At 60.9% G+C, this 22847-nt stretch carries 18 protein-coding genes; 8 read left to right on the top strand and 10 right to left on the bottom strand.

What is annotated here, in order from left to right; all coding sequences use genetic code 11:
- Window positions 1-9: 9 nt before the first annotated feature.
- Together queF and M5B98_RS16950 are read right to left on the bottom strand one after the other, a co-directional pair.
- Window positions 10-840, bottom strand: a complete 831-nt coding sequence (gene queF / locus M5B98_RS16945; protein WP_114884371.1) for an NADPH-dependent 7-cyano-7-deazaguanine reductase QueF — start codon at window positions 838-840, stop codon at window positions 10-12.
- 61 nt (window positions 841-901) lie between these two features.
- On the bottom strand, window positions 902-1435 hold the full coding sequence (locus tag M5B98_RS16950) for a plastocyanin/azurin family copper-binding protein (RefSeq protein WP_248743344.1): 534 nt from the start codon (window positions 1433-1435) through the stop codon (window positions 902-904).
- A gap of 155 nt (window positions 1436-1590) precedes the next feature.
- Here M5B98_RS16950 and M5B98_RS16955 point away from each other — a divergent pair, with 155 nt between their 5' ends.
- Window positions 1591-2271 (top strand): heavy metal response regulator transcription factor, encoded by a 681-nt coding sequence (locus M5B98_RS16955; RefSeq protein ID WP_248743345.1) that lies wholly within the window; start codon window positions 1591-1593, stop codon window positions 2269-2271.
- Window positions 2271-3611 carry a heavy metal sensor histidine kinase gene (locus M5B98_RS16960; RefSeq protein WP_248743346.1) on the top strand — a complete coding sequence of 447 codons (1341 nt, stop codon included), beginning with the start codon at window positions 2271-2273 and terminating at the stop codon, window positions 3609-3611. The genes M5B98_RS16955 and M5B98_RS16960 overlap by 1 nt, the downstream gene beginning before the upstream one ends.
- A gap of 30 nt (window positions 3612-3641) precedes the next feature.
- On the opposite strand, the gene M5B98_RS16965 is transcribed toward M5B98_RS16960, so the two are convergent.
- From M5B98_RS16965 to M5B98_RS16975, 3 genes are all read right to left on the bottom strand, one after another.
- Window positions 3642-4886, bottom strand: a complete 1245-nt coding sequence (locus M5B98_RS16965; RefSeq protein WP_248743347.1) for a lipoprotein-releasing ABC transporter permease subunit — start codon at window positions 4884-4886, stop codon at window positions 3642-3644.
- A gap of 63 nt (window positions 4887-4949) precedes the next feature.
- A complete protein-coding gene (gene lolD, locus M5B98_RS16970; RefSeq protein ID WP_167443782.1) occupies window positions 4950-5633 on the bottom strand; it encodes a lipoprotein-releasing ABC transporter ATP-binding protein LolD in 684 nt (227 codons plus the stop codon).
- A gap of 7 nt (window positions 5634-5640) precedes the next feature.
- Complete coding sequence (locus tag M5B98_RS16975) at window positions 5641-6891, bottom strand: lipoprotein-releasing ABC transporter permease subunit (RefSeq protein ID WP_085713153.1); 1251 nt, start codon at window positions 6889-6891, stop codon at window positions 5641-5643.
- Between the two features lie 94 nt (window positions 6892-6985).
- Here M5B98_RS16975 and M5B98_RS16980 point away from each other — a divergent pair, with 94 nt between their 5' ends.
- Both M5B98_RS16980 and M5B98_RS16985 read left to right on the top strand, forming a co-directional pair.
- Window positions 6986-7567, top strand: a complete 582-nt coding sequence (locus M5B98_RS16980; RefSeq protein WP_085713152.1) for a PilZ domain-containing protein — start codon at window positions 6986-6988, stop codon at window positions 7565-7567.
- 13 nt (window positions 7568-7580) lie between these two features.
- The gene (locus M5B98_RS16985) at window positions 7581-8303 is read left to right on the top strand and encodes a glycerophosphodiester phosphodiesterase (protein WP_085713151.1); all 723 of its coding nucleotides are present in this window, start codon (window positions 7581-7583) and stop codon (window positions 8301-8303) included.
- A 42-nt stretch (window positions 8304-8345) separates the two neighbouring features.
- Here the strand turns inward: M5B98_RS16985 and sthA are convergent, their stop codons facing one another.
- Both sthA and M5B98_RS16995 read right to left on the bottom strand, forming a co-directional pair.
- Window positions 8346-9740, bottom strand: a complete 1395-nt coding sequence (sthA, locus tag M5B98_RS16990; protein ID WP_085713150.1) for a Si-specific NAD(P)(+) transhydrogenase — start codon at window positions 9738-9740, stop codon at window positions 8346-8348.
- 201 nt (window positions 9741-9941) lie between these two features.
- Window positions 9942-10988, bottom strand: a complete 1047-nt coding sequence (locus M5B98_RS16995) for an FAD:protein FMN transferase (RefSeq protein WP_248743382.1) — start codon at window positions 10986-10988, stop codon at window positions 9942-9944.
- A 75-nt stretch (window positions 10989-11063) separates the two neighbouring features.
- Here M5B98_RS16995 and M5B98_RS17000 point away from each other — a divergent pair, with 75 nt between their 5' ends.
- Window positions 11064-12356 (top strand): MFS transporter, encoded by a 1293-nt coding sequence (locus M5B98_RS17000; RefSeq protein ID WP_085713148.1) that lies wholly within the window; start codon window positions 11064-11066, stop codon window positions 12354-12356.
- Window positions 12357-12420: 64 nt separating this feature from the next.
- On the opposite strand, the gene M5B98_RS17005 is transcribed toward M5B98_RS17000, so the two are convergent.
- Window positions 12421-13884: a glyceraldehyde-3-phosphate dehydrogenase gene (locus tag M5B98_RS17005; protein WP_085713147.1), complete on the bottom strand. Its 1464-nt coding sequence runs from the start codon at window positions 13882-13884 to the stop codon at window positions 12421-12423.
- A 354-nt stretch (window positions 13885-14238) separates the two neighbouring features.
- Here M5B98_RS17005 and mfd point away from each other — a divergent pair, with 354 nt between their 5' ends.
- From mfd to M5B98_RS17020, 3 genes are read left to right on the top strand one after another with little or no spacing between them, the layout of a single operon-like run.
- Entirely contained in the window at window positions 14239-17688 is a 3450-nt protein-coding gene (gene mfd / locus M5B98_RS17010; protein ID WP_248743348.1) for a transcription-repair coupling factor, read from the top strand.
- Window positions 17689-17698: 10 nt separating this feature from the next.
- Window positions 17699-18265 carry a CsiV family protein gene (locus M5B98_RS17015; protein ID WP_085713145.1) on the top strand — a complete coding sequence of 189 codons (567 nt, stop codon included), beginning with the start codon at window positions 17699-17701 and terminating at the stop codon, window positions 18263-18265.
- Between the two features lie 11 nt (window positions 18266-18276).
- Window positions 18277-20967 carry a DEAD/DEAH box helicase gene (locus M5B98_RS17020; RefSeq protein WP_248743349.1) on the top strand — a complete coding sequence of 897 codons (2691 nt, stop codon included), beginning with the start codon at window positions 18277-18279 and terminating at the stop codon, window positions 20965-20967.
- 42 nt (window positions 20968-21009) lie between these two features.
- Here M5B98_RS17020 and M5B98_RS17025 read toward each other — a convergent pair whose 3' ends face one another.
- Both M5B98_RS17025 and nagZ read right to left on the bottom strand, forming a co-directional pair.
- A complete protein-coding gene (locus M5B98_RS17025) occupies window positions 21010-21747 on the bottom strand; it encodes an S-methyl-5'-thioinosine phosphorylase (RefSeq protein WP_248743350.1) in 738 nt (245 codons plus the stop codon).
- Window positions 21748-21759: 12 nt separating this feature from the next.
- Window positions 21760-22770 carry a beta-N-acetylhexosaminidase gene (nagZ, locus tag M5B98_RS17030; protein ID WP_248743351.1) on the bottom strand — a complete coding sequence of 337 codons (1011 nt, stop codon included), beginning with the start codon at window positions 22768-22770 and terminating at the stop codon, window positions 21760-21762.
- Window positions 22771-22847 lie beyond the last annotated feature (77 nt).

Raw genomic sequence — 22847 nt, forward strand, 5'->3', positions numbered from 1 at the left:
CGTTGCGGGTTACTGACGAACCAGACGATGGTTCGGCAACTGCACGCTTTCCGTGCTGCGGTACGGGTTGATATCCAGCCCGCCACGGCGCACATAACGTGCAAACACCGTGAGTTTTTCCGGTTTCAGCAAACGCTGCAGGTCGAGGAAAATCCGCTCAACACATTGCTCATGAAAGTCCGAATGCTGGCGGAAGCTGACGATGTATTCCAGCAGACTGGCGTGATCCAGCGCCGCGCCACGGTATTCCACCACCACGCTGCCCCAGTCCGGCTGGCTGGTCACCGGGCAGTTGGATTTGAGCAGATGGCTGTGCACGCTCTCCTCCACCACTCGCGAATCATCGCAGCGCAGCAGTTCGGGACGCGGATGTTCGTAGTTGCTGACGCTGATATCCAGATCGTCGATGCACACGCCCGGCAGCGCAACCACGCCTTCGGCCTCAACCTCTTTCAGGCTGCGAACCCGCACGCCCACCGGTTTGCCGGCAGCGGCGGACAAGTCCTTGACCAGCGTTGCTTCCAGGCTCGCTGTATCGGCGAACGGGGTCTGGTTCAACGAGTTCAAGTACAGCTTGAACGACTTGGATTCGATGATGTTCGGCGAGTCCGCCGGGATGCTGAATTCGCCGATCGCCACCACCGGTTTGCCCGACGGCAGCAGCCACGACAGTTCGAAGCAGTTCCAGAAATCCACGCCTTTATACGGCAGGGTCTCGGCGGTCAGGCCCAGCTCGGCCCACTTCGCGGTGCGCGGAATCGGGAACAGCAGGGACGGAGTGTAAGTGGCGATGTATTCGCTGGACTTGCCCAGCGGCGAATGTTCGGCTGCGGGATGCATGGCGGAAACCTGACTGAAGAATCAGCGGATTCTATCAGCCTTTGCTCCCGCCTTTGAGTGCTTACTGACTGACAGTCAGTTTGCCGACCATTCCGGCCTGGTAATGCCCGGGAATGTTGCAGGCGAACTCCAGGCTGGTCGCCTTGCTGAAGGTCCAGGTCAACTCGGCGGTCTTGCCCGGTTCGACCAGCACGCTGTTGGGGTCGTCATGCTTCATGACGTGCCCCATCGACGCATGATCCATTCCCGCCATATCGTGGGACATTTCCTTCATGCCGGTGGGCGTCAGCATGCCGCTTTGCTGCATCTGCAACATTTCCTGCTGATGTTTGGCATGCATCGCTGCATCGCCGAGGTTGAATTCGTGCAGTAACTGGCCTTTATTCACCAAAACAAAACGAATGGTCTCACCGGCCTTGATGTCGATGGCCTTCGGATCGAACGACATGTCGCCCATCACCACTTCAATGCTGCGACTGGCCTTGGCGGCCGGGGCTGGCTGGCCGAAGTCATACGTGTGCGCAGGGTCGGCCCAGACGGATGAACTCAGCACCAGCAAACAGGCGGCGACGGCCAGAGGGTTGCGCAAAAACATAGTCATACTCCAACAAGAAAAGGTTCAGCCTGTGGGAAACTCTAGCCCGCCCGCGCTGGCAGCTACCTGACAGGCAGATTACAACTTTGTCAGGTTGGCGCTTGCGACAATGTCCCACGGTATAAAGCTTTCGATCCTACAACCCCGAGTTGCCCATGAAACTGCTGATCGTCGAAGACCAACCGAAAACCGGCCACTACCTGCGCCAGGGCCTGACCGAGGCCGGTTTCAACACTGAACTGGTGGCGGACGGCAACACCGGGCAACAACTGGCGTTGAGCGGTGACTACGCCCTGCTGATCCTCGACGTGATGCTGCCCGGGCGCAATGGCTGGCAGATTCTGCAAGCGGTACGCAGTGCCGGGCTGGAAACGCCGATCCTGTTTCTGACCGCCAAGGACACCGTGGAAGACCGGGTTCATGGCCTGGAACTCGGCGCCGACGATTATCTGGTCAAGCCGTTCGCTTTCTCCGAATTGCTCGCTCGAGTACGCAGCCTGTTGCGCCGCGGCAGCACCGCGCCTCAGGAAACCTGCCTGCAACTGGCCGATCTGCGCCTGGACCTTATCCGCCGCCGCGTCGAACGCAGCGGCCAGCGCATCGATCTCACGGCAAAGGAGTTTGCCCTGCTGGAAATGCTCCTGCGCCGCCAGGGCGAAGTGCTGCCCAAATCCCTGATCGCCTCGCAGGTCTGGGACATGAACTTCGACAGCGACACCAACGTGATCGAAGTGGCGATCCGCCGCCTGCGCCTGAAAATCGACGACGAGTTTCCCGAAAAACTGATCCACACCGTGCGTGGCATGGGTTACGTGCTTGAAGAGCGTCCTGCCTGATGCGTCGCCTGTCACTGGGCAGTCGGCTGGCGTTGCTGTTTGCGGCTTGCACCGCGACGGTTTCGCTGGTGGCGGGCGTGGTTTTCAATCGGGCCAGTGAGGCGCACTTCATTGAACTCGATCAGCAATTGCTCGAAAGCAAGCTGATCAATGTGCGTCAGACGTTGCTGAGTGGCAGCGATGCCGCACATATCACCGATGAGTTGAGCCAACAGGGCGATGTCTCGCTGCGCATAAGCAGCCCCGAGGGTCAGCGCTGGTTCGGCCGTTCTCTGCAAATGCCGGCAAACCTGCCGCAGCAGCCCGGCCTGGCCACCATCAACGACAACGGCACGGACTATCGCCTGCTCAACGCCCCGCTCTCCCCGGAACAACCCGACTCACCGCAGTTAACCTTGCTGCTGGACATCACCCATCACCAGCACTTCCTGCAACGCATGCAGCATCTGATCTGGCTGACCGTCGGTCTGTCGGCGCTGGCCACCGCACTGTTGGGCGCCTGGGCGGCACGCAGCGGTTTGCGTCCGTTGCGTCGCATGAGCGCCGTGGCACGCGGGATTTCGGCCCAATCGCTGAATGCCCGACTCCCGGAAGCGCAGATGCCTGCGGAACTCACGGAACTGGCCCACAGTTTCAACGCAATGCTCGGACGTCTCGATGACTCCTTTCAGCGACTTTCGGCGTTCTCCGCCGACATCGCCCATGAATTGCGTACCCCGTTGTCGAACCTGCTGACCCACACACAAGTCACCCTCACCCGCCCTCGCCCACTCGAAGATTATCGCGAGGCCCTGCACAGCAACCTCGAAGAGCTGCAATGGATGGCGCAACTGGTCAACGACATGCTTTATCTGGCCAAGGCTGACCACGGATTGCTGGTGCCCAAGCGCGAACCCCTGGAACTGGCGGAAGAAACCGATGCGTTGCTGGAGTTTTTTGCGCCGCTGGCCGAAGACGCTCAGGTCAGCCTGAGCCGTGACGGTAAGGGTCGGTTTGAAGGTGACCGCGCGATGCTCCGCCGGGCGCTGTCGAATCTGTTGGATAACGCATTGCGCTTCACGCCGTCAGCAGGCGATGTGCGCGTGCGCATAGCTGAGCAGGCGAAATCCTTGAGAGTGACCGTCGAGAATAGTGGCGAGGGGATTTCTTCGGAGTTGTTGCCGCGTTTGTTCGACCGCTTTTACCGGGCTGATCCGGCACGCCAGGAAGGCAGCAGCGAACACGCCGGATTGGGACTGGCGATCACTCAGTCGATCATCCGGGCCCATGGCGGGCAGATTCATTGCGAATCGGCTCAGGGCTGGACGCGGTTTGTGATTGAGTTGCCGCAAAACGATTGAGGCCGGCAATGCCGGCCTCAATGGGTGAACTTACGAGTAACGCAACGCGTGCGCCGGCTCGATCTTCGCCGCCCGCCAGGCCGGGTAAACCGTGGCCAGGAAGCTGAGGATGAAGCCCGCCGAGCAGATCAATAGCACGTCGCCGCCCTGCAGTTCCGAGGGCAGGTTGCTGACGAAATACACGTCGGAACTGAAGATGTGTTGCCCGGTCACTCGTTCGACCCAGCCCACCATCTCACTGACGTTCAGCGCAGCAATCACGCCCAGCACGCCACCGATGATGGTGCCGACGATACCGATCACCGTGCCCTGGACCATGAAGATCGCCATGATCTGCCGTGGCGTGGCGCCGATGGTGCGCAGGATCGCGATGTCCGCGCCCTTGTCGTTCACCACCATGATCAGGGTCGCGATGATGTTGAACGCCGCCACTGCGACGATCATCAGCAGCAACAGGCCGATCATGGTCTTTTCCATTTTCATCGCGCTGAACAGGCTGCCCTGGGTGTGGGTCCAGTCGTCAGCCTTGAAATCATTGCCCAGACCGGTGGCGATGTCCGACGAAACCTTCGGCGCGGCATACAAGTCCTTCACCGCCAGACGCACACTCTGCACCTGATTCGGCTCCCAGTGCTGCATGGTCGCTGCATCGGCCACATGGATCAGGCCCATGGAACCGTCCAGCTCGGCGCCGACCTTGAAGATGCCGACCACATTCAGGCGCTGCATGCGCGGGGTGATGCCGCCGGGTGCGGTGCTGACTTCCGGCACGATCAGGGTGATCTTGTCGCCGACGTTCAGGCGGAAACGCCGGGCCGTGATTTCACCCAGCACCACGCCGAACTCGCCCGGCTTCAAGGCATCGAGACGGCCCTGAACAATGTGCTGGGCAACGATCGACACCTTGCCTTCCTGAGCCGGATCGACGCCGCTGATCTGGATCGGCTGCATCATGCCCTTGTAGGACAGCATGCCTTCCATCTCGGTGAACGGCACGGCGGCAGTCACTTCCGGATTCTTCAGGGCGGCGGCGGCCACTGGCTGCCAGTCATCGATCGGCTTGACGCCGACGATGGTCGCGTGAGGCACCATGCCGAGAATGCGCGAGCTCATCTCGCGCTGGAAACCGTTCATCACCGACAGCACCACGATCATCGCCAGCACGCCGAGGGCGAGACCGATCATCGAGGTCATCGAAATGAACGAAACAAAGCGATTGCGGCGCTTGGCGCGGGTATAGCGCGTGCCGATAAAGATCGATAACGGTCTGAACATTCGCTGGGGCACCGTATAAAAATAAAAGACCCGACGCCTTTTCAGGCATCGGGTTTCAAGCCGTCAGATGGGGGTCAGGCAACCTTCCTGCAACTGCAGGACGCGGTCCATCTGGCGAGCCAGGTTCATGTCGTGAGTCACCACCAGAAACGCCGTGCGCATCGAGGTGCTGAGTTCCAGCATCAGGTCCTGAATGCCTTCGGCGGTGTGGGAGTCGAGGTTGCCGGTCGGCTCGTCGAGCATCACCAGGCCCGGGTTGTTCACCAGTGCACGGGCGATGGCCACGCGCTGGCGTTCGCCGCCGGACAGCTCGGCCGGTTTGTGTTCCAGGCGATGGCCCAGACCCACTCGCTCCAGCAACGCCGTGGCCCGCTGACGCGCCTCGGGGATTGCGGTCTTGCCGATCAGCAGCGGCATGCAGACGTTTTCCAGCGCGGTGAATTCCGGCAGCAGGTGGTGGAACTGGTACACGAAGCCGAGGGCACGGTTACGCAGCAGGCCGCGCTTCTTCTCGCTCAGCGCCGACAGCTCTTCACCGTCGAGCCAGACACTGCCCTTGGTCGGCGTATCGAGACCGCCCAGCAGGTTGAGCAAGGTACTTTTGCCCGAACCGGATTTGCCGACGATCGCCACGCGTTCGCCCGGGTGCAACTCCAGTTGCAGGTTGGCCAGCACTTCCACCGACTCCGGGCCTTCCTCGTAGGACTTGCCCAGGTTGCGGCAGCTCAGGATTGCTTTTTCACTCATGCCCGACTCACTCATAACGTAGCGCCTCCGCCGGCTGGGTGCGCGCGGCACGCCAGGCTGGATACAGGGTGGCGAGGAAACTCAGGACCAACGCAGCGGCGCAGACCATGATCACATCCTGGCTCTGCACCTGCGATGGCAGGTAATCGATGAAATACACGTCGGCGTTGAGGAACTTGTGTCCGATCAAGCCTTCGAGTGCGGAAATCGCGGCGCTGACATTGAGCGCCGCCAGAATTCCGACCACGGCGCCGATGGCCGTACCGACCACCCCGATCACCGTGCCCTGCACCATGAACGTGCGCATGATCGTGCCCGGCGTGGCGCCCAGCGTGCGCAGGATGGCGATGTCGCCCTTCTTGTCGTTCACCACCATCACCAGTGTGGAAATGATGTTGAACGCGGCAACGGCGACGATCAGCAGCAACAGCAGGCCGATCATGGCTTTTTCCATGCGGATCGCCTGATACAGGTTGCCGTGGGTACGGGTCCAGTCGCGGGCGTAGTAATGGTCTTCGCCGAGGCGCTGGGCGATGTTCCACGCTTCACGCGGTGCCTGGAACAGATCGTCGAACTTCAGGCGCAGGCCTTGCACCTGATCAGGCTTCCAGCGGTGCATCTTCGCCAGATCCTGCAAGTTGGTGACGCCCAGATAACCGTCCAGTTCACCGGCGCCGACGTGGAAGATGCCGACCACGGTGAAGCGTTTCATGCGCGGGAACATCCCGGCCGGGGTCACACTGACCTCCGGCGCGACGAAGGTGATCTTGTCACCGATGCCTACGCCGAGCTTGGTCGCGGCCTTGTCGCCGATCACGATGCCGAAGCTGCCCGGCGTCAGATCGTCGAGTTTGCCCTGCTTCATGAAGTTGTCGATGATCGAGACGTTGCGCTCCAGCGCCGGATCGATGGCATTGAGCAACACCTTGGACACCTGGCCGTTGTTGGTCAGCAGGCCCTGCATCTGGGTGAACGGCGCGACGGCCGCCACCTGCGGGTTCTGCTTGACCTTGGCGGCCAGGCTCGGCCAGTCGCTGATGGCTTCACCGGATTCGATGGTCGCGTGGGGCACCATGCCCAGCACGCGGGTGCGCATTTCATGATCGAAGCCGTTCATCACCGACAGCACCACGATCATCACGACCACGCCAAGGGCGAGCCCGATCATCGAAGTCAGGGAAATGAACGACACAAAATGATTGCGACGCTTTGCACGGGTGTAACGCGTGCCGATAAATACGAAGAGAGGTCTGAACATGTCGGGGCTTGTTCGGAGGGAAAAGGAACGTCCTTGTGGCGGGGGTCGATAACCAGCTTTACACTCAGACCACCGCCGCTACCATGGGTTCGCCATGTCGACATTAGATGAAGAAGATCGCCGCGAATACTACCGTATCGAGGATTCGATCGCACTGGAAATTCGGCCCCTGTCCGCTGCCGAAGCCGCTGGCCAGGAAGTGTTGCAGGATGCTTCCCCGTTATTCAACGTGCTCAGTGAACTGCACCTGAGCGAATTCGAATCGCAGCACCTGTTGCGACAGATCAACGAGCGCGACCGTGCCATCGCGGCATTCCTGAAATCCCAGAACAAGCGCATCGACCTGCTCAGTCAGGTCATTGCCCTGACCGCACTGGGACAGATCGGCGAGCCGCAACCGGTGATCATTTCCGAGGGCGGTGTCGACTTCCAGAACCCGACCCCGATAGCCGCCGGCTCGCGCCTGTCGGTAAAAATGGTGTTGATGCCACAGGCCCACGGCCTGCTGCTACGCGCCCGGGTCACCCATTGCGACCGCAAGGGCGACGGCTACGACATCGGCACCGAGTTCGAACACTTGACCGATGCCCAGCGCCAGTTGCTCGCCCGCTATATCTTGCAAAAGCAGGCCCAGGAACGACGCCTGGCCCGCGAACAGAACGAATCAGGCATTTAATTAAGGAAGAACCGTGACCCTTATCTACGGCCACCGCGGCGCCAAGGGCGAAGCACCGGAAAACACCCTGACCAGTTTTCAGGAATGTCTCAAGCACGGCGTACGCCGCTGCGAACTGGATCTGCACCTGTCCAAGGACGGCGAGCTGATGGTCATCCACGACCCGACCCTCAAGCGCACCACCGAGCGCCGTGGCAAGGTGGTCGAGCACACCGCCGCCGATCTGGTGACCTACGACGCCCGCAAGGGCGGCCCCGGCTGGATCAAGCCATGCCCGATTCCGACCCTGGAAGAACTGTTCGAGAAATGTGATTTCGATCACTGGCAGCTCGAAGTCAAAAGCGCTTCGCGCACCCGCGCTGCCACCACCGTTCTGGCCATTCGCGAAATGGCGGTCAGGCACGGGCTGCTCGACAAGGTGACGATCACTTCGAGTTCGAGGGAAGTATTGAAAGCGGCGCTGGATCTGGTGCCGGACGTGTCACGGGGCCTGGTGGCCGAGTATGCCTGGCTCGACCCGCTGAAGGTCGCGGCAAGCTACGGCTGTGAGATTCTGGCGTTGAACTGGACGCTGTGTACGCCGGAACGCCTGCAGAAGGCGCAGCGTCAGGGGCTGCATGTGTCGGTGTGGACCGTCAACGAGCCTGCGCTGATGCGCAGACTCGCCGACTTCGGCGTTGACAGCCTGATTACAGACTTTCCCGGTTTGGCCACTGCCACCCTCGGGAATTGCTGAAATCGGTCTCCCCGGCCGGCTCAGGCCACCGGCCGGAGCCGCTCAAAAAAGCCGGTTGAGGCCGTCGTACGCCGCTACCCGATAGGCTTCGGCCATGGTCGGATAGTTGAACGTGGTGTTGACGAAGTACTTCAGGGTATTGAGCTCACCCGGCTGGTTCATGATCGCCTGACCGATGTGCACGATCTCCGACGCCTGATAACCGAAGCAGTGAACGCCCAGCACTTGCAGGGTTTCGCGGTGGAACAGGATCTTCAGCATACCTTGCGGCTCGCCGGCGATCTGCGCCCGCGCCATGCTCTTGAAGAACGCCTTGCCCACTTCGTACGGCACTTTGGCCTGGGTCAGTTCCTGCTCGTTCTTGCCGATCGAGCTGATCTCCGGAATGGTGTAGATGCCGGTCGGCACGTCATTCACGAAACGCCAGCTGCCATTGTCGACAATGCTGCCGGCCGCCGAGCGACCCTGGTCGTGGGCGGCACTGGCCAGGCTTGGCCAGCCGATCACGTCACCGGCGCCATAGATGTTCTGCACACAGGTGCGGTAATTCTCGTCGACTTCGATCTGGCCGCGGCTGTTGACCTTGATCCCGATGTTTTCCAGGCCCAACTGGTCAGTGTTGCCGGTGCGGCCGTTGCACCAGAGCAAGGCGTCCGCCTTGATCTTCTTGCCGGACTTCAGGTGCAGGATCACGCCGTTGTCCACGCCTTCGACACGGTCGTAGTCTTCGTTGTGGCGCACAGTGATGTTGTTGTTGCTGAAGTGGTAGCTCAACGCCTGGGAGATTTCCGAGTCGAGGAAGCTCAGCAACTGACCGCGGTTGTCCACCAGCTCGACCAGCACGCCCAGACCACTGAAGATCGAAGCGTATTCACAGCCGATCACGCCAGCGCCGTAAACGATCAGTTTGCGCGGGGTGTGGCCGAGGCTGAGGATGGTGTCGCTATCGTAGATACGCGGGTGGTGGAAATCGATGTCCGCCGGGCGATACGGACGCGAACCGGTGGCAATGATGATGTGCTTGGCCACCAGTTTCTCGACCACGCCGTTGGCGCAGACCACTTCGATGGTCTGCTCGTCGGCGAAGCTGCCGGTGCCGAAGAACACGTCGACGCGGTTACGGGCGTAGTAGCCGGTACGCGACGCGACTTGCTTGGAGATGACTTTCTCGGCGCTCTTCAACACGTCCGGGAAGGAGAACCAGCGCGGCTCCCCGATCGCACGGAACATCGGGTTGGTGTTGAACTGCATGATCTGCCGCACCGAGTGACGCAGGGCCTTGGACGGGATGGTGCCCAGGTGGGTGCAGTTACCGCCGACCTGGCGACGGCTGTCGACCATCGCCACCTTGCGCCCTGCTTTGGCGGCGTTCATTGCCGCGCCTTCTCCCGCCGGGCCGGAACCCAGCACCACCACGTCGTAGTTGTAGACAGCCATGCGTACTCCTCAGAACAGGCCGCGGTGCCAGCAGCACCGGCGGCTAAATCACGCCGAACGACGGCGCGAAGGAACAATTGGGGGCCAGTTGAAAACCCGGACACAGTCTATAGAAGCGTCAGCGCCGCGCACATTAACCCTTGGTCGCGTCGTAGGCTACTTTTGCCTGCACTACAACGCCAGCTTTCGCATTGCTCCGGGTCAATTTTTTGCGCCACTGAGCCGTTCGAACGCCGGACTGGTGCGGGTGACGAAACCTGTATCGGCACGAATCACAAAGAATGCACCAATGTCGTGTTTTTCGGCATAGTCCCAGGCCTTTTCCGGGCCGAGAATCAGCAACAGTGTCGATAGTCCATCGGCCATCAACGCTGAAGGATGTATTACCGTGACTGACGCCAGGTCGTGTACGACGGGCGCTCCGGTGCGGGCATCGAAGGTGTGGGAATAACGTCTTCCGTCCTGTTGAAAATAGTTGCGGTAGTCGCCGGACGTGGAAAGCCCATAACCATCGACATTAATGACGCGCTCAGCTACTTGCTGATCGTCACGCGGCTCCTCCAGTGCAATGCGCCAGGGCGAGCCATCGAGCTTCCTGCCGGACGCCTTGAGCTCGCCAGTGGCCTCGGCGAGGTAATCATGAATGCCCATGGCGTCGAGTCGCGCCGCGATGGTATCGACCGCGTAACCGGCAGCGATGCTGTTGAAATCGACCTCGACCGCCGCATCCTTGCACAACCGGTCGCCATCGATACGCAAATGCCGGTAACCCACCCGCTTCTGCACCTCGGCCAGCGCATCGGCGTTCGGGACTTTTTCTTCACGCCCTTGTGGACCGAAACCCCAGAGATTGAGCAGCGGCTCCACGGTCAGGTCGTAGGAACCTGCGCTTTGTTGTGACAGCTGCTCACCAACCCGCACCAGTTCAAGGATCGGTGCGGGCATGGTCTGACAGCGATCGGCAGGCAATGCGTTGAAGCGCGAAATATCGGAGTCCGCACGATAGGTGGACATCTGCCGGTCGACGTCGGCAAGGATCTTCTCCACTTCGACACGGACATCCTGCGGCGCCGGCAGATTGGCGCGGCGCACGTACTTGATCGAATAGGTGCTGCCCATGGTCGGGCCGCCGAAGCTCTCCATGGAATCGCCGTTGCCGCATCCGGACAAAACGCCGAGCAAACCCACGAAAATCACAAACCGTCCAGTTAACAATTCTTCATCTCCGAGCAAAACCGCGCCGGCCATTATGGCCACAGAGCCCGCTCGCTCCCAAACGGCTGCATCGCTTTCATACAAAATCAAAAAAGTGAGTACCTGAACATGTCCTCCTCCACGGGCAAAGGCAAAGCGATTTTTCGCGTTGTCAGCGGCAACTTTCTCGAGATGTTCGACTTCATGGTCTACGGCTTCTACGCCACGGCCATCGCCAAGACCTTCTTCCCTACCGACAGTGCTTTCGCCTCCCTGATGCTTTCGCTCGCCACCTTCGGCGCAGGTTTCCTGATGCGCCCGCTGGGGGCAATCTTCCTTGGCGCCTACATTGACCGACACGGACGACGTCAGGGCCTGATCATTACCCTCGCACTGATGGCGGCCGGTACCGTGCTGATCGCCTGCGTTCCGGGCTATGCCACGCTCGGCGTTGCAGCGCCGTTGATCGTACTGTTCGGCCGGTTGCTGCAAGGCTTCTCGGCCGGTGTGGAACTGGGCGGCGTGTCGGTGTATCTGGCGGAAATCGCCACACCGGGGCGCAAGGGCTTCTTCGTCAGCTGGCAGTCCGCGAGCCAGCAAGCGGCCGTGGTGTTCGCCGGTCTGCTGGGTGTCGGCCTCAACCACTGGCTGAGCCCGGACCAGATGGGCGACTGGGGCTGGCGCGTGCCGTTCCTGATCGGCTGCATGATCGTTCCGGTGATCTTCGTCATTCGTCGCTCGCTGGAGGAAACCCCGGAATTCCAGGCGCGCAAACATCGCCCTACCCTGCAGGAAATCGTTCGCTCGATCGGTCAGAATTTCGGCATCGTCCTCGCCGGCATGGCGCTGGTGGTGATGACCACCGTGTCGTTCTACCTGATCACCGCCTACACCCCGACCTTCGGCAAGGCGGAACTGCACCTGTCGGACTTCGATGCGCTGCTGGTCACCGTGTGCATCGGCCTGTCGAACTTCTTCTGGCTGCCGGTGATGGGGGCACTTTCCGACAAGATCGGACGCAAACCTCTGCTGCTGGGGGCGACAATCCTGGCAATCCTGACCGCTTACCCGGCGCTGTCGTGGCTGGTGGCGAACCCGAGCTTCAGCCATCTGCTGATCGTCGAGCTGTGGCTGTCGTTCCTGTACGGCTCGTACAACGGCGCGATGGTGGTGGCACTGACCGAAATCATGCCGGTGGAAGTGCGTACGACCGGTTTCTCGCTGGCCTACAGCCTGGCCACAGCGACTTTCGGTGGCTTCACGCCAGCCGCCTGCACTTACCTGATCCATGTACTGGACAACAAGGCCGCTCCGGGGATCTGGCTCAGTGGCGCAGCCGTATTGGGCCTGGTCGCAACCTTGGTGCTGTTCCGTGGCAACAAGCACGAACTGCGCACGGCACAAGCCGCTATCCCTCGCTAACCCAAATCGCGCACAAACAAAAACGCCCCGACAATGTCGGGGCGTTTTCATTTGCGGCTAAGGCTTAGCGCGGGAATGCTGGCGGGTTTACACCGGCCATGTCTTCCATCACGCGAACCACCTGGCAGCTGTAACCGAACTCGTTGTCGTACCAGACGTACAGAACAACGCGGTTGTCCTGAGTGATGGTTGCCTCGGCATCCACGACACCGGCGTGACGCGAGCCCACGAAGTCAGTGGAAACCACTTCCTGCGAGCTGACGTAATCGATCTGCTTGTGCAGATCCGAGTGCATGGCCATCTGGCGCAGGTACTCGTTGATTTCTTCGCGAGTGGTAGCCTTTTCCAGGTTCAGGTTCAAAATGGCCATCGACACGTTCGGCGTAGGTACGCGAATCGCGTTGCCGGTCAGCTTGCCCTTGAGCACTGGCAGCGCCTTGGCAGCGGCAGTGGCGGCACCGGTCTCGGTGATAACCATGTTCAGCGGCGCGGCGCGGCCACGACGGCTGCCCTTGTGGAAGTTGTCGATCAGGTTCTGGTCGTTGGTGAACGAGTGAACGGTTTCGACATGGCCATTGACGATGCCGTACTGGTCGTTGACGGCCTTGAGCACCGGTACGATGGCGTTGGTGGTGCAGGACGCCGCCGAGATGATCTTGTCGTCAGCAGTAATGTCGCCGTGGTTGATGCCGTGAACGATGTTCTTCAGCGCGCCCTTACCCGGTGCGGTGAGAATCACGCGAGCAGCGCCCGGGCAGGCCAGGTGCTGGCCCAGACCGTCGGCATCACGCCATACACCGGTATTGTCTACGATCAGCGCGTTTTCGATGCCGTACTGGGTGTAGTCGACTTCGCTCGGGCTCTTGGCGTAGATCACCTGGATCAGGTTGCCGTTGGCGGTGATGGTGTTGTTTTCTTCGTCGATGGTGATAGTGCCATCGAACGGGCCGTGTACCGAGTCACGACGCAGCAGGCTGGCACGCTTGACCAGATCGTTCTCGGCGCCTTTGCGCACGACGATGGCGCGCAGACGCAGGCCGTCGCCACCACCGGTTTTTTCGATCAGGATGCGCGCCAGCAGACGGCCGATACGACCGAAGCCGTACAGCACGACATCAGTGCCTTTACGCGCGGAGGCGTTTTGCTGACCCACAACATCGGCCAACTCTTCGCGAACGAATTGTTCGGCCGTGCGGCCATTGCCTTCAGCGCGGAATTTGAACGCCAACTTGCCCAGATCCACCGAAGCCGCGCCGAGCTTGAGCTCGCTCATGGCCTTCAGCAGAGGGAATGTTTCGTGGACGGAGAGTTCGCTATCGTCGGAAGAACGATGGCGAGCAAAGCGGTGAGCTTTGAGAATCGCGATGACAGACTGGTTGATCAGGCTGCGGCCATAGATCGAGCTCACCACGTTGTTATTGCGGTAGAGCTGACCGATAAGCGGAATCATCGCTTCTGCGAGTGCTTCACGGTCGATCCATTCACCAAGACACTGGTCGGGCTTCTGAGTCACGGGAACCTTCCACATGTAGGGGCAGAAAAAAGGGGCTACATTATGCCGCCGAGAACCTCTTGTAGCAATGCGCGCTTGTCGCGCAATCGGTAACAAAATTCGCTCCAAAAAAATAACGCTCTGCGCCAGCCCAGTAAAACCGGGGCTTCCAGCGCAGCCGGTTTTTCGACGAGTGTTAGACGATGTCTGTAACCCTCCGTAACACCACCCACTTTCGGCACTACATAATCGTCAAAAAAGTGCTGGTTTTTATGGTTACCACTACATTTCGCCGAAACCGTGCAGATAGACGCAGTCTGCAACTGACAGGCGGCACCGGACGCCGCTACAATTACCGACTTTGTCGCAACGCCTGGAGCTCAACCTTCCGTGCCTGTTCTGCGTCTACCGCTTCTCCCTGCCGCGGCAGGTAAACAGCACTGGGGCAACCTCCCCGGTGCCGCCCTGAGCCTGGCGATTGCCGAGGCTGCCAGCGCTGCCAAGCGCTTCACGTTGCTGCTGACCGCCGACAGCCAGAGTGCCGAACGGCTGGAGCAGGAGCTGAGTTTCTTCGCCCCGGATTTGCCGGTGCTGCATTTCCCCGACTGGGAAACCCTGCCCTACGACCTGTTCTCGCCGCACCAGGACATCATCTCCCAGCGCATCGCCAGCCTTTATAGGCTGCCGGAACTGGAACATGGCGTGCTGGTGGTGCCGATCACCACCGCCCTGCATCGCCTGGCGCCGACCAAGTTTCTCCTCGGCAGCAGCCTGGTGCTGGATGTCGGGCAGAAACTCGACGTCGAGCAAATGCGCTCGCGGCTCGAAGCCAGTGGCTATCGCTACGTCGATACGGTTTACGAACACGGCGAGTTCACCGTACGCGGCGCACTGATCGACCTGTTCCCGATGGGCAGCAAACTGCCGTATCGCATCGACCTGTTCGACGACGAAATCGAAACCCTGCGCACCTTCGACCCGGAAAACCAGCGTTCCATCGACAAGGTCGATTCGGTCAAGCTGCTGCCGGCCAAGGAATTCCCGCTGCAGAAGGACGCGGTCACCCGCTTCAAGGCGCGTTTTCGCGAACGCTTCGACGTTGATTTCCGACGCTGCCCGATCTTTCAGGATCTGAGCAGCGGTATCACGCCGGCCGGCATCGAGTACTACCTGCCGCTGTTCTTCGAGGAAACCTCGACCCTGTTCGATTACCTGCCCCAGGACACTCAGGTGTTCTCGCTGCCGGGTATCGAGCACGCGGCGGAAAACTTCTGGAACGATGTGCGCAATCGTTATGAAGAACGCCGCGTCGATCCATCGCGTCCTTTATTGCCGCCCGCCGAACTGTTCCTGCCTGTGGAGGACTGCTTCGCCCGCCTGAAGAACTGGCCGCGTGTCGTTGCCAGCCAGCAGGACGTGGAAACCGGCGTCGGCCGCGAGCGCTTCCCGGCGCAGGCACTGCCGAATCTGGCGATCGAAGCCAAGGCCACGCAACCGCTGGCCGCGTTGTCAGCCTTCCTCGACGAATTCCCGGGGCGCGTGCTGTTCACCGCCGAATCCGCCGGCCGTCGCGAAGTGCTGCTGGAATTGCTGGAACGCCTGAAGCTGCGACCGAAAACCGTCGACAACTGGCCGGACTTCGTTGCGAGCAAGGATCGCCTGGCGATCACCATTGCCCCGCTCGACGAAGGCCTGATGCTGGATGACCCGGCACTGGCACTGGTCGCGGAAAGTCCGTTGTTCGGCCAGCGCGTGATGCAGCGTCGTCGTCGTGAAAAACGCGCCGACGCCAACAACGATGCCGTGATCAAGAACCTCACCGAGCTGCGCGAAGGCGCACCAGTGGTGCACATCGACCACGGTGTCGGCCGCTATCTCGGCCTGACGATTCTGGAAATCGACAATCAGGCTGCCGAATTCCTGACCCTCGAATACGCCGAGAACGCCAAGCTCTACGTGCCCGTGGCCAACCTGCACCTGATCGCCCGCTACACCGGCAGCGACGACGCACTGGCGCCGCTGCATCGCCTCGGTTCCGAGACCTGGCAGAAAGCCAAGCGCAAGGCTGCCGAACAGGTACGCGATGTGGCTGCCGAACTGCTCGACATCTATGCCCGCCGCGCCGCCCGCGAAGGTTATGCGTTTGCCGACCCGAAGGCCGATTACGCAACGTTCAGCGCCGGCTTCCCGTTCGAAGAAACCCCGGACCAGCAATCCACCATCGAAGCCGTGCGCGAAGACATGCTCGCGCCGAAACCGATGGATCGACTGGTCTGCGGCGACGTGGGTTTCGGCAAGACCGAAGTGGCCATGCGCGCCGCGTTCATCGCGGTGCATGGCGGCAAGCAAGTGGCGATTCTGGTGCCGACCACCCTGCTCGCCCAGCAGCACTACAACAGCTTCCGTGACCGCTTCGCCGACTGGCCGGTGACCGTGGAAGTGATGAGCCGCTTCAAGTCGGCCAAAGAAGTGAACGCGGCGGTGGCCGAACTGGCCGAGGGCAACATCGACATCGTCATCGGCACCCACAAGTTGCTGCAGGACGACGTCAAGATCAAAAACCTCGGGCTGGTGATCATCGACGAAGAGCACCGTTTCGGTGTCCGTCAGAAAGAGCAGCTCAAGGCCCTGCGCAGCGAAGTCGACATTCTGACGCTGACCGCCACGCCGATTCCGCGCACGCTGAACATGGCGGTGTCGGGCATGCGCGACCTGTCGATCATCGCCACGCCGCCGGCGCGACGCCTGTCGGTGCGCACCTTCGTCATGGAGCAGAACAAGAGCACGGTCAAAGAGGCCTTGTTGCGTGAGCTGCTGCGTGGCGGTCAGGTCTATTACCTGCACAACGACGTGAAGTCCATCGAGAAATGCGCCGCCGAACTGGCCGAACTGGTGCCGGAAGCGCGGATCGGCATCGGCCACGGGCAGATGCGCGAACGTGAACTCGAACAGGTGATGAGCGACTTCTACCACAAGCGCTTCAACGTACTGATCGCCTCGACCATCATCGAGACCGGCATCGACGTGCCGAGCGCCAATACCATCATCATCGAGCGTGCCGACAAGTTCGGTCTGGCGCAGTTGCACCAGTTGCGTGGTCGCGTTGGCCGCAGTCACCACCAGGCCTACGCGTACCTGCTGACTCCGCCACGCCAACAGATCACCGGTGATGCGGAAAAACGTCTGGAAGCGATTGCCAATACTCAGGATCTGGGCGCGGGCTTCGTGCTGGCCACCAACGACCTGGAAATCCGTGGCGCCGGCGAACTGTTGGGCGACGGTCAGAGCGGACAGATTCAGGCGGTCGGCTTCACGCTGTACATGGAAATGCTCGAGCGCGCGGTGAAGTCGATCCGCAAGGGTGAACAACCGAACCTCGACCAGCCGCTCGGCGGCGGCCCGGAGGTCAACCTGCGGGTACCGGCACTGATTCCGGAAGATTATCTGCCGGATGTGCACGCACGCCTGATCCTGTACAAGCGCATCGCTTCGGCCACCGACGAGGAAGGCCTGAAAGATCTGCAGGTAGAGATGATCGACCGCTTCGGCCTGCTGCCGGAGCCGACCAAAAATCTGGTGCGCATCACGGCGCTGAAATTACAGGCCGAGCAGTTGGGCATCAAAAAAGTCGATGGCGGCCCGCAAGGCGGTCGCATCGAGTTCGCGGCGCAGACGCCGGTCGACCCGATGACCCTGATCAAACTGATCCAGAGTCAGCCAAAACGCTACAAATTCGAAGGCGCCACGATGTTCAAGTTCCAGGTGCCGATGGAGCGCCCGGAAGAGCGCTTTAATACTGTAGAGGCGCTGTTCGAGCGCCTCATCCCGAAAACTGTTTGAAGGACGCCGCATGCGCCTGTTTCGCTCACTGACCTTGTTGTTGACGCTGGTCGCCCCTTCGGCATTTGCCGATGACCTGTATCAGGTCGAAATGATTCTGGTACGCCAGAACGCCGTGCCGGCCATCGTCAGCCGCGCCGCGCCGGAAGACTGGGCCGCCGGTGCCCAGCGCCTGGGCGATGACAGCAAGCGCACCACAGCGCTGAACGACGTCGCCAACAAACTCACCGCCAGCGGCGAATACAGCGTGCTGATGCACAAGGCCTGGCAGCAGACACTCGGCGAGACCCCGGCGAAGGTCGCGGTCAGCGATGGTCAGGAGCAATTCGGCCAGTTCCCCGTCGAAGGCACGATTGAAATGAAACTCGGGCGCTTTACCGACGTGAACGCCGACTTCTGGGTCAACCAGATTGATGCCAACGGCATGGTCACTGCCAGCGAACGCCTGAAGCAGGAAAGCCACACCAAGAACGGCCAGCTCAACTACCTGGACAACGGCCACCTTGCCCTGCTGATCAAGATCACTTCACTGACGGCGCCTGCGCCTCGGGAAGCGCCTGAAGTCGTTCCGGACTGATTGAAGTCCTTATGTCCCCACCTCTGAGTAAACCGCTGGCCTCCTCCTGGGTCAGCCGGTTCAAGGAACAAAGCCTGGAGCGTGGCCGCCGCTACGCCCTGGAAAACCGGGTGCGGATCGTGCAGGTCGGTGATGCGACCATTACCGCCAGTTGCGAAGGCTCTGGCGGCAACATTTATCGTCAGACGATTCATCTGCGCGAGTCAGCCAAAGGCACGTTATTGATGGTCGACGCCACGTGCACCTGCCCGGTCCACAGCAACTGCAAACACTGTGCGGCGGTATTACTGCAAGTGCAGGAAACCCTCGAATACCCGGCCGCTGCCAAAGACGCCGAACTGCTGGAAAAACTCCAGGCTGTACTGGAAAACCGCAGCCCGAAAGCGCCGCCGCAAGTGCTGGTGGACAACGTGCAACCGGTGCCGCGCCTGTGGCTGGCCAGCGTCGAGTTCAGCGCTTTCGAGCCGCGCAACGGCAAGATGCAGCGCTACATCCAGCATCGTGCGGCGCTGTCTTTCAGCTACCTCGATGAATACGTCAGCGGCCAGAAAAACAGCGACATCCTGATTCGCCAGGAAGCGCAGACGCTGCGAGTCAAACGCCAGCCGGACGTCGAGCAAAGTTACCGCGAGCAACTGCGGATTCTCGGCTTTCGCATCGCCACCCGGCAAAGCAAGGCCCTGCCGGAAAGCGCTGGCGAACTCTACGAGATGGTCAACGACAGCGCCTGGCTGACGTTCACCCTTAACGATCTGCCGAAGCTGCGCACCCAAGGCTGGGAATTGCTGGTCGACGATGAATTCGGCTTCGACCTGACGGCCGTGGACGACTGGTACGCCACCGTCGAGCAGACGTCAGAGCGGGACTGGTTCGACCTGGAGCTGGGCATCATCGTCAATGGCGAACGCTTGAGCCTGCTGCCGATCCTGCTCAACCTGATGCGCTCGCACACGGAAATTCTCAACCCCGAACGCCTCGCCCGGCGACGGGACGATGAGCTGATTCTGGTGAACATTCCGCAACGCAACAGTGAGCACGGGCCATTGCAAGTCGCCCTGCCCCTTGGCCGGCTGAAACCGGTGCTGACGACGCTGGGCGAGTTCTATCTGCAAGAGCCGGGCGAAACCACCCTGCGCTTGAGCAGGGCCGACGCCACACGCCTGAATTCGCTGGAAGGCATTCCTCTGCTTTGGGAGGGTGGCGAGCAGATTCGTAGCTTCGCCCAGCGCTTGCGCGATATCCGCGACTACAGCGCCGAAGCGCCGCAAGGGCTGAACGCGACACTGCGCCCATATCAGCTTGAAGGCTTGAGCTGGATGCAGTCGCTGCGGCAACTTGAAGTTGGCGGGATTCTCGCGGACGACATGGGCCTGGGCAAAACCCTACAGACCCTGGCGCACATTCTCAGCGAGAAAAACGCCGGGCGCCTGGATCGACCCTGCATGGTGGTAATGCCCACCAGCCTGATCCCCAACTGGCTGGACGAAGCGGCACACTTTACGCCACAGCTCAAAGTGGTGGCCCTGTACGGCGCCAGTCGCAAAAAGCATTTTGAGCATCTGGCCGATTACGACCTGATCCTCACGACCTATGCGCTGCTGCCCAAGGATGTCGAGCGTCTCGCACAGCAACCGCTGCATGTATTGGTGCTGGACGAGGCGCAATACATCAAGAACCCGAACAGCAAGGCCGCTCAGGCTGCCCGCGAGCTGAACGCCCGCCAGCGCCTGTGCCTGAGCGGTACACCGCTGGAAAATCACCTCGGCGAACTGTGGTCGCTGTTTCACTTCCTGCTGCCCGGCTGGCTCGGCGACGTCAAAAGCTTCAACGCCGATTACCGCGTGCCGATCGAAAAGCGCGCCAGCGAAGTCAGACTTCAACACCTCAACGGTCGGATCAAACCCTTCCTGCTGCGCCGCACCAAGGAGCAGGTCGCGACCGAATTGCCGCCGAAGACCGAGATCATCCACTGGGTCGAGCTCAACGAAGCCCAGCGCGACGTGTACGAAACCATGCGCCTGGCCATGGACAAGAAGGTGCGCGACGAGATCACTCGCAAAGGCGTGGCGCGCAGCCAGATCATCATTCTCGAAGCGTTGCTCAAGCTGCGTCAGGTCTGCTGCGATTTGCGCCTGGTCAACGACGCCACCCTGCCCGCGCGCGGCAGCACCTCGGGCAAGCTCGACAGCCTGATGGAAATGCTCGAGGAGTTGTTTGAGGAAGGACGGCGGATTTTGCTGTTCTCGCAGTTCACTTCGATGCTGTCATTGATCGAGGACGAGCTGAAAAAGCGCAATGTCCCCTATGCGTTGCTGACCGGGCAAACCCGGGATCGGCGCACACCGGTGAAGGAATTCCAGAGCGGCAAGCGTCAGATCTTTCTTATCAGCCTGAAGGCTGGCGGTGTGGGCCTGAACCTGACGGAAGCGGACACCGTGATTCACTACGATCCGTGGTGGAACCCGGCAACCGAAAACCAGGCAACCGACCGTGCGTATCGCATTGGTCAGGAGAAGCCGGTATTCGTCTACAAGATGATTGCCCGGGGCACGGTCGAAGAGAAAATTCAGCTTCTGCAGCGGGAAAAATCCGACCTGGCGGCCGGCGTGCTGGATGGGCGCAAGGCCGGGGACTGGAAGTTGCAGAGTGATGATATCGAGGCGCTGTTTGCGCCGTTGCCGGACAAGTTCGACAAGCGCTGAGATCCTCAGCGCCTGTTCGTTCGAGTCATTGCGGAGCCGGGCTCAGCCCTTGAGCACCCGCGCCAACGTCGATTTCACCTTGCCCATGCCGTCATGCAGCGCCTGCTCGATCTCGGCCATGGTGATCACTTCAGTGGTCTTGCCCGCCGCCGGGTTCACCACCAGCGACAGGCAGGCGTAATCCAGATCCAGCTCGCGAGCCAGCGCCGCTTCCGGCATGCCGGTCATGCCGACGATGTCGCAACCGTCACGCTCCAGACGCACGATTTCCGCCACGGTTTCCAGTCGCGGACCCTGGGTGCAGGCGTAAACGCCTTGTTCGCTGTATTCGCAACCTTCGGCGGCCAGCGCAGCAATCAGTTGCTGACGCAGCGGCTCGCTGTAGGGAAAGCTGAAGTCGATGTGTGTGACATGTTCCAGGTCATCGGCGAAATAGGTGTGTTCGCGACCGCTGGTGTAGTCCACGATCTGATGCGGTACGCAGAAATGTCCGGTGCCCATTGCCGGATGAATCCCACCCACGGCGTTGACTGCGATGATCGCTTCAGCCCCGGCCTGCTTCAGTGCCCACAGATTGGCGCGGTAGTTGACCTTGTGCGGCGGAAAGCGATGCGGGTGACCGTGGCGAGCGAGGAACAGCACTTCCTTGCCGGCGTATTCACCGATCTGGACTTCAGCCGATGGCGCACCATAAGGCGTATCCACTGCCAGCGACTGACGAATGCTCAGGCCTTCCAGCTGGGTCAGGCCGGTGCCACCGATGATTGCGTAAACCGTCATAGCGAAAAATCCTTAATCGATCAGTTGAGCGTCTTTGAGCGCGCCGACAGCGGTCAGCCAGCGCGGATCCTGACGGTATTCGGTGTTGGCGAACGCCTGACCGCGCATGCGTGAGATGCGCGGCGACGGCTTGACCTTCATGCGTTGCGCGGCGCTCAGGGCCAGCTCGGCGGCCGCTCGGTCGTTGCACACCAGGCCCATATCGCAACCGGCGCTGAGTGCCGCTTCGATACGACTGGCGGCGTCGCCGACCACATGGGCACCCGCCATCGACAGATCGTCGCTGAAAATCACACCGTCGAACTGCAACTCACCGCGCAGGATGTCCTGCAACCAGCGCCGGGAGAAACCTGCGGGCTGTGCGTCAACTTGCGGATAAATGACGTGGGCCGGCATGACGGCGGCCAATTGCTTGCTGAGTCTGGCGAACGGCACGAGGTCGTTGGCGCGGATCTCTTCGAGGCTACGCTCGTCGTTGGGGATTGCGACGTGGGAGTCGGCTTCGGCCCAGCCGTGGCCGGGGAAATGCTTGCCGGTGGCGGCCATGCCAGCGCTGTTCATGCCTTTGATGAAAGCACCGGCAAGCAGTGCTGCACGCTCCGGATTGCCTTCGAATGAACGAGTGCCAACCACGGCGCTGCGCTGGTAATCCAGGTCCAGCACGGGGGCAAAGCTCAGATCGAGACCGACAGCCAGCACCTCAGTGGCCATGATCCAGCCGCACTGCTCGGCCAGATATTCGGCATTCGGGTTGTCGGCAATGGCCCGCATGGCGGGCAGGCGCACGAAGCCCTGACGCAGGCGCTGGACGCGACCGCCTTCCTGGTCCACCGCCAGCAGCAAGTCCGGACGAATGGCACGGATCGCCGCGCTCAGCTCGCGCACCTGACGCGGGTGCTCGATATTACGGGCAAAAATGATCAGGCCGCCCACTTCGGGCTGGCGCAACAATTGGCGATCTTCGGCCGTCAGCCAGATACCGGCGACGTCCACCATCAACGAGCCTTGCAGGCCAGCAGTCATAGAGATTCCTTGAAAACGAAAAACCCGTCGCCCACGAAACCACCACCAGAGGCATTGCCCGGCAGAACGGTGATTTC

Source organism: Pseudomonas sp. MWU12-3088 (assembly GCF_023242405.1).
Classification (GTDB): Bacteria; Pseudomonadota; Gammaproteobacteria; order Pseudomonadales; family Pseudomonadaceae; genus Aquipseudomonas; species Aquipseudomonas kribbensis.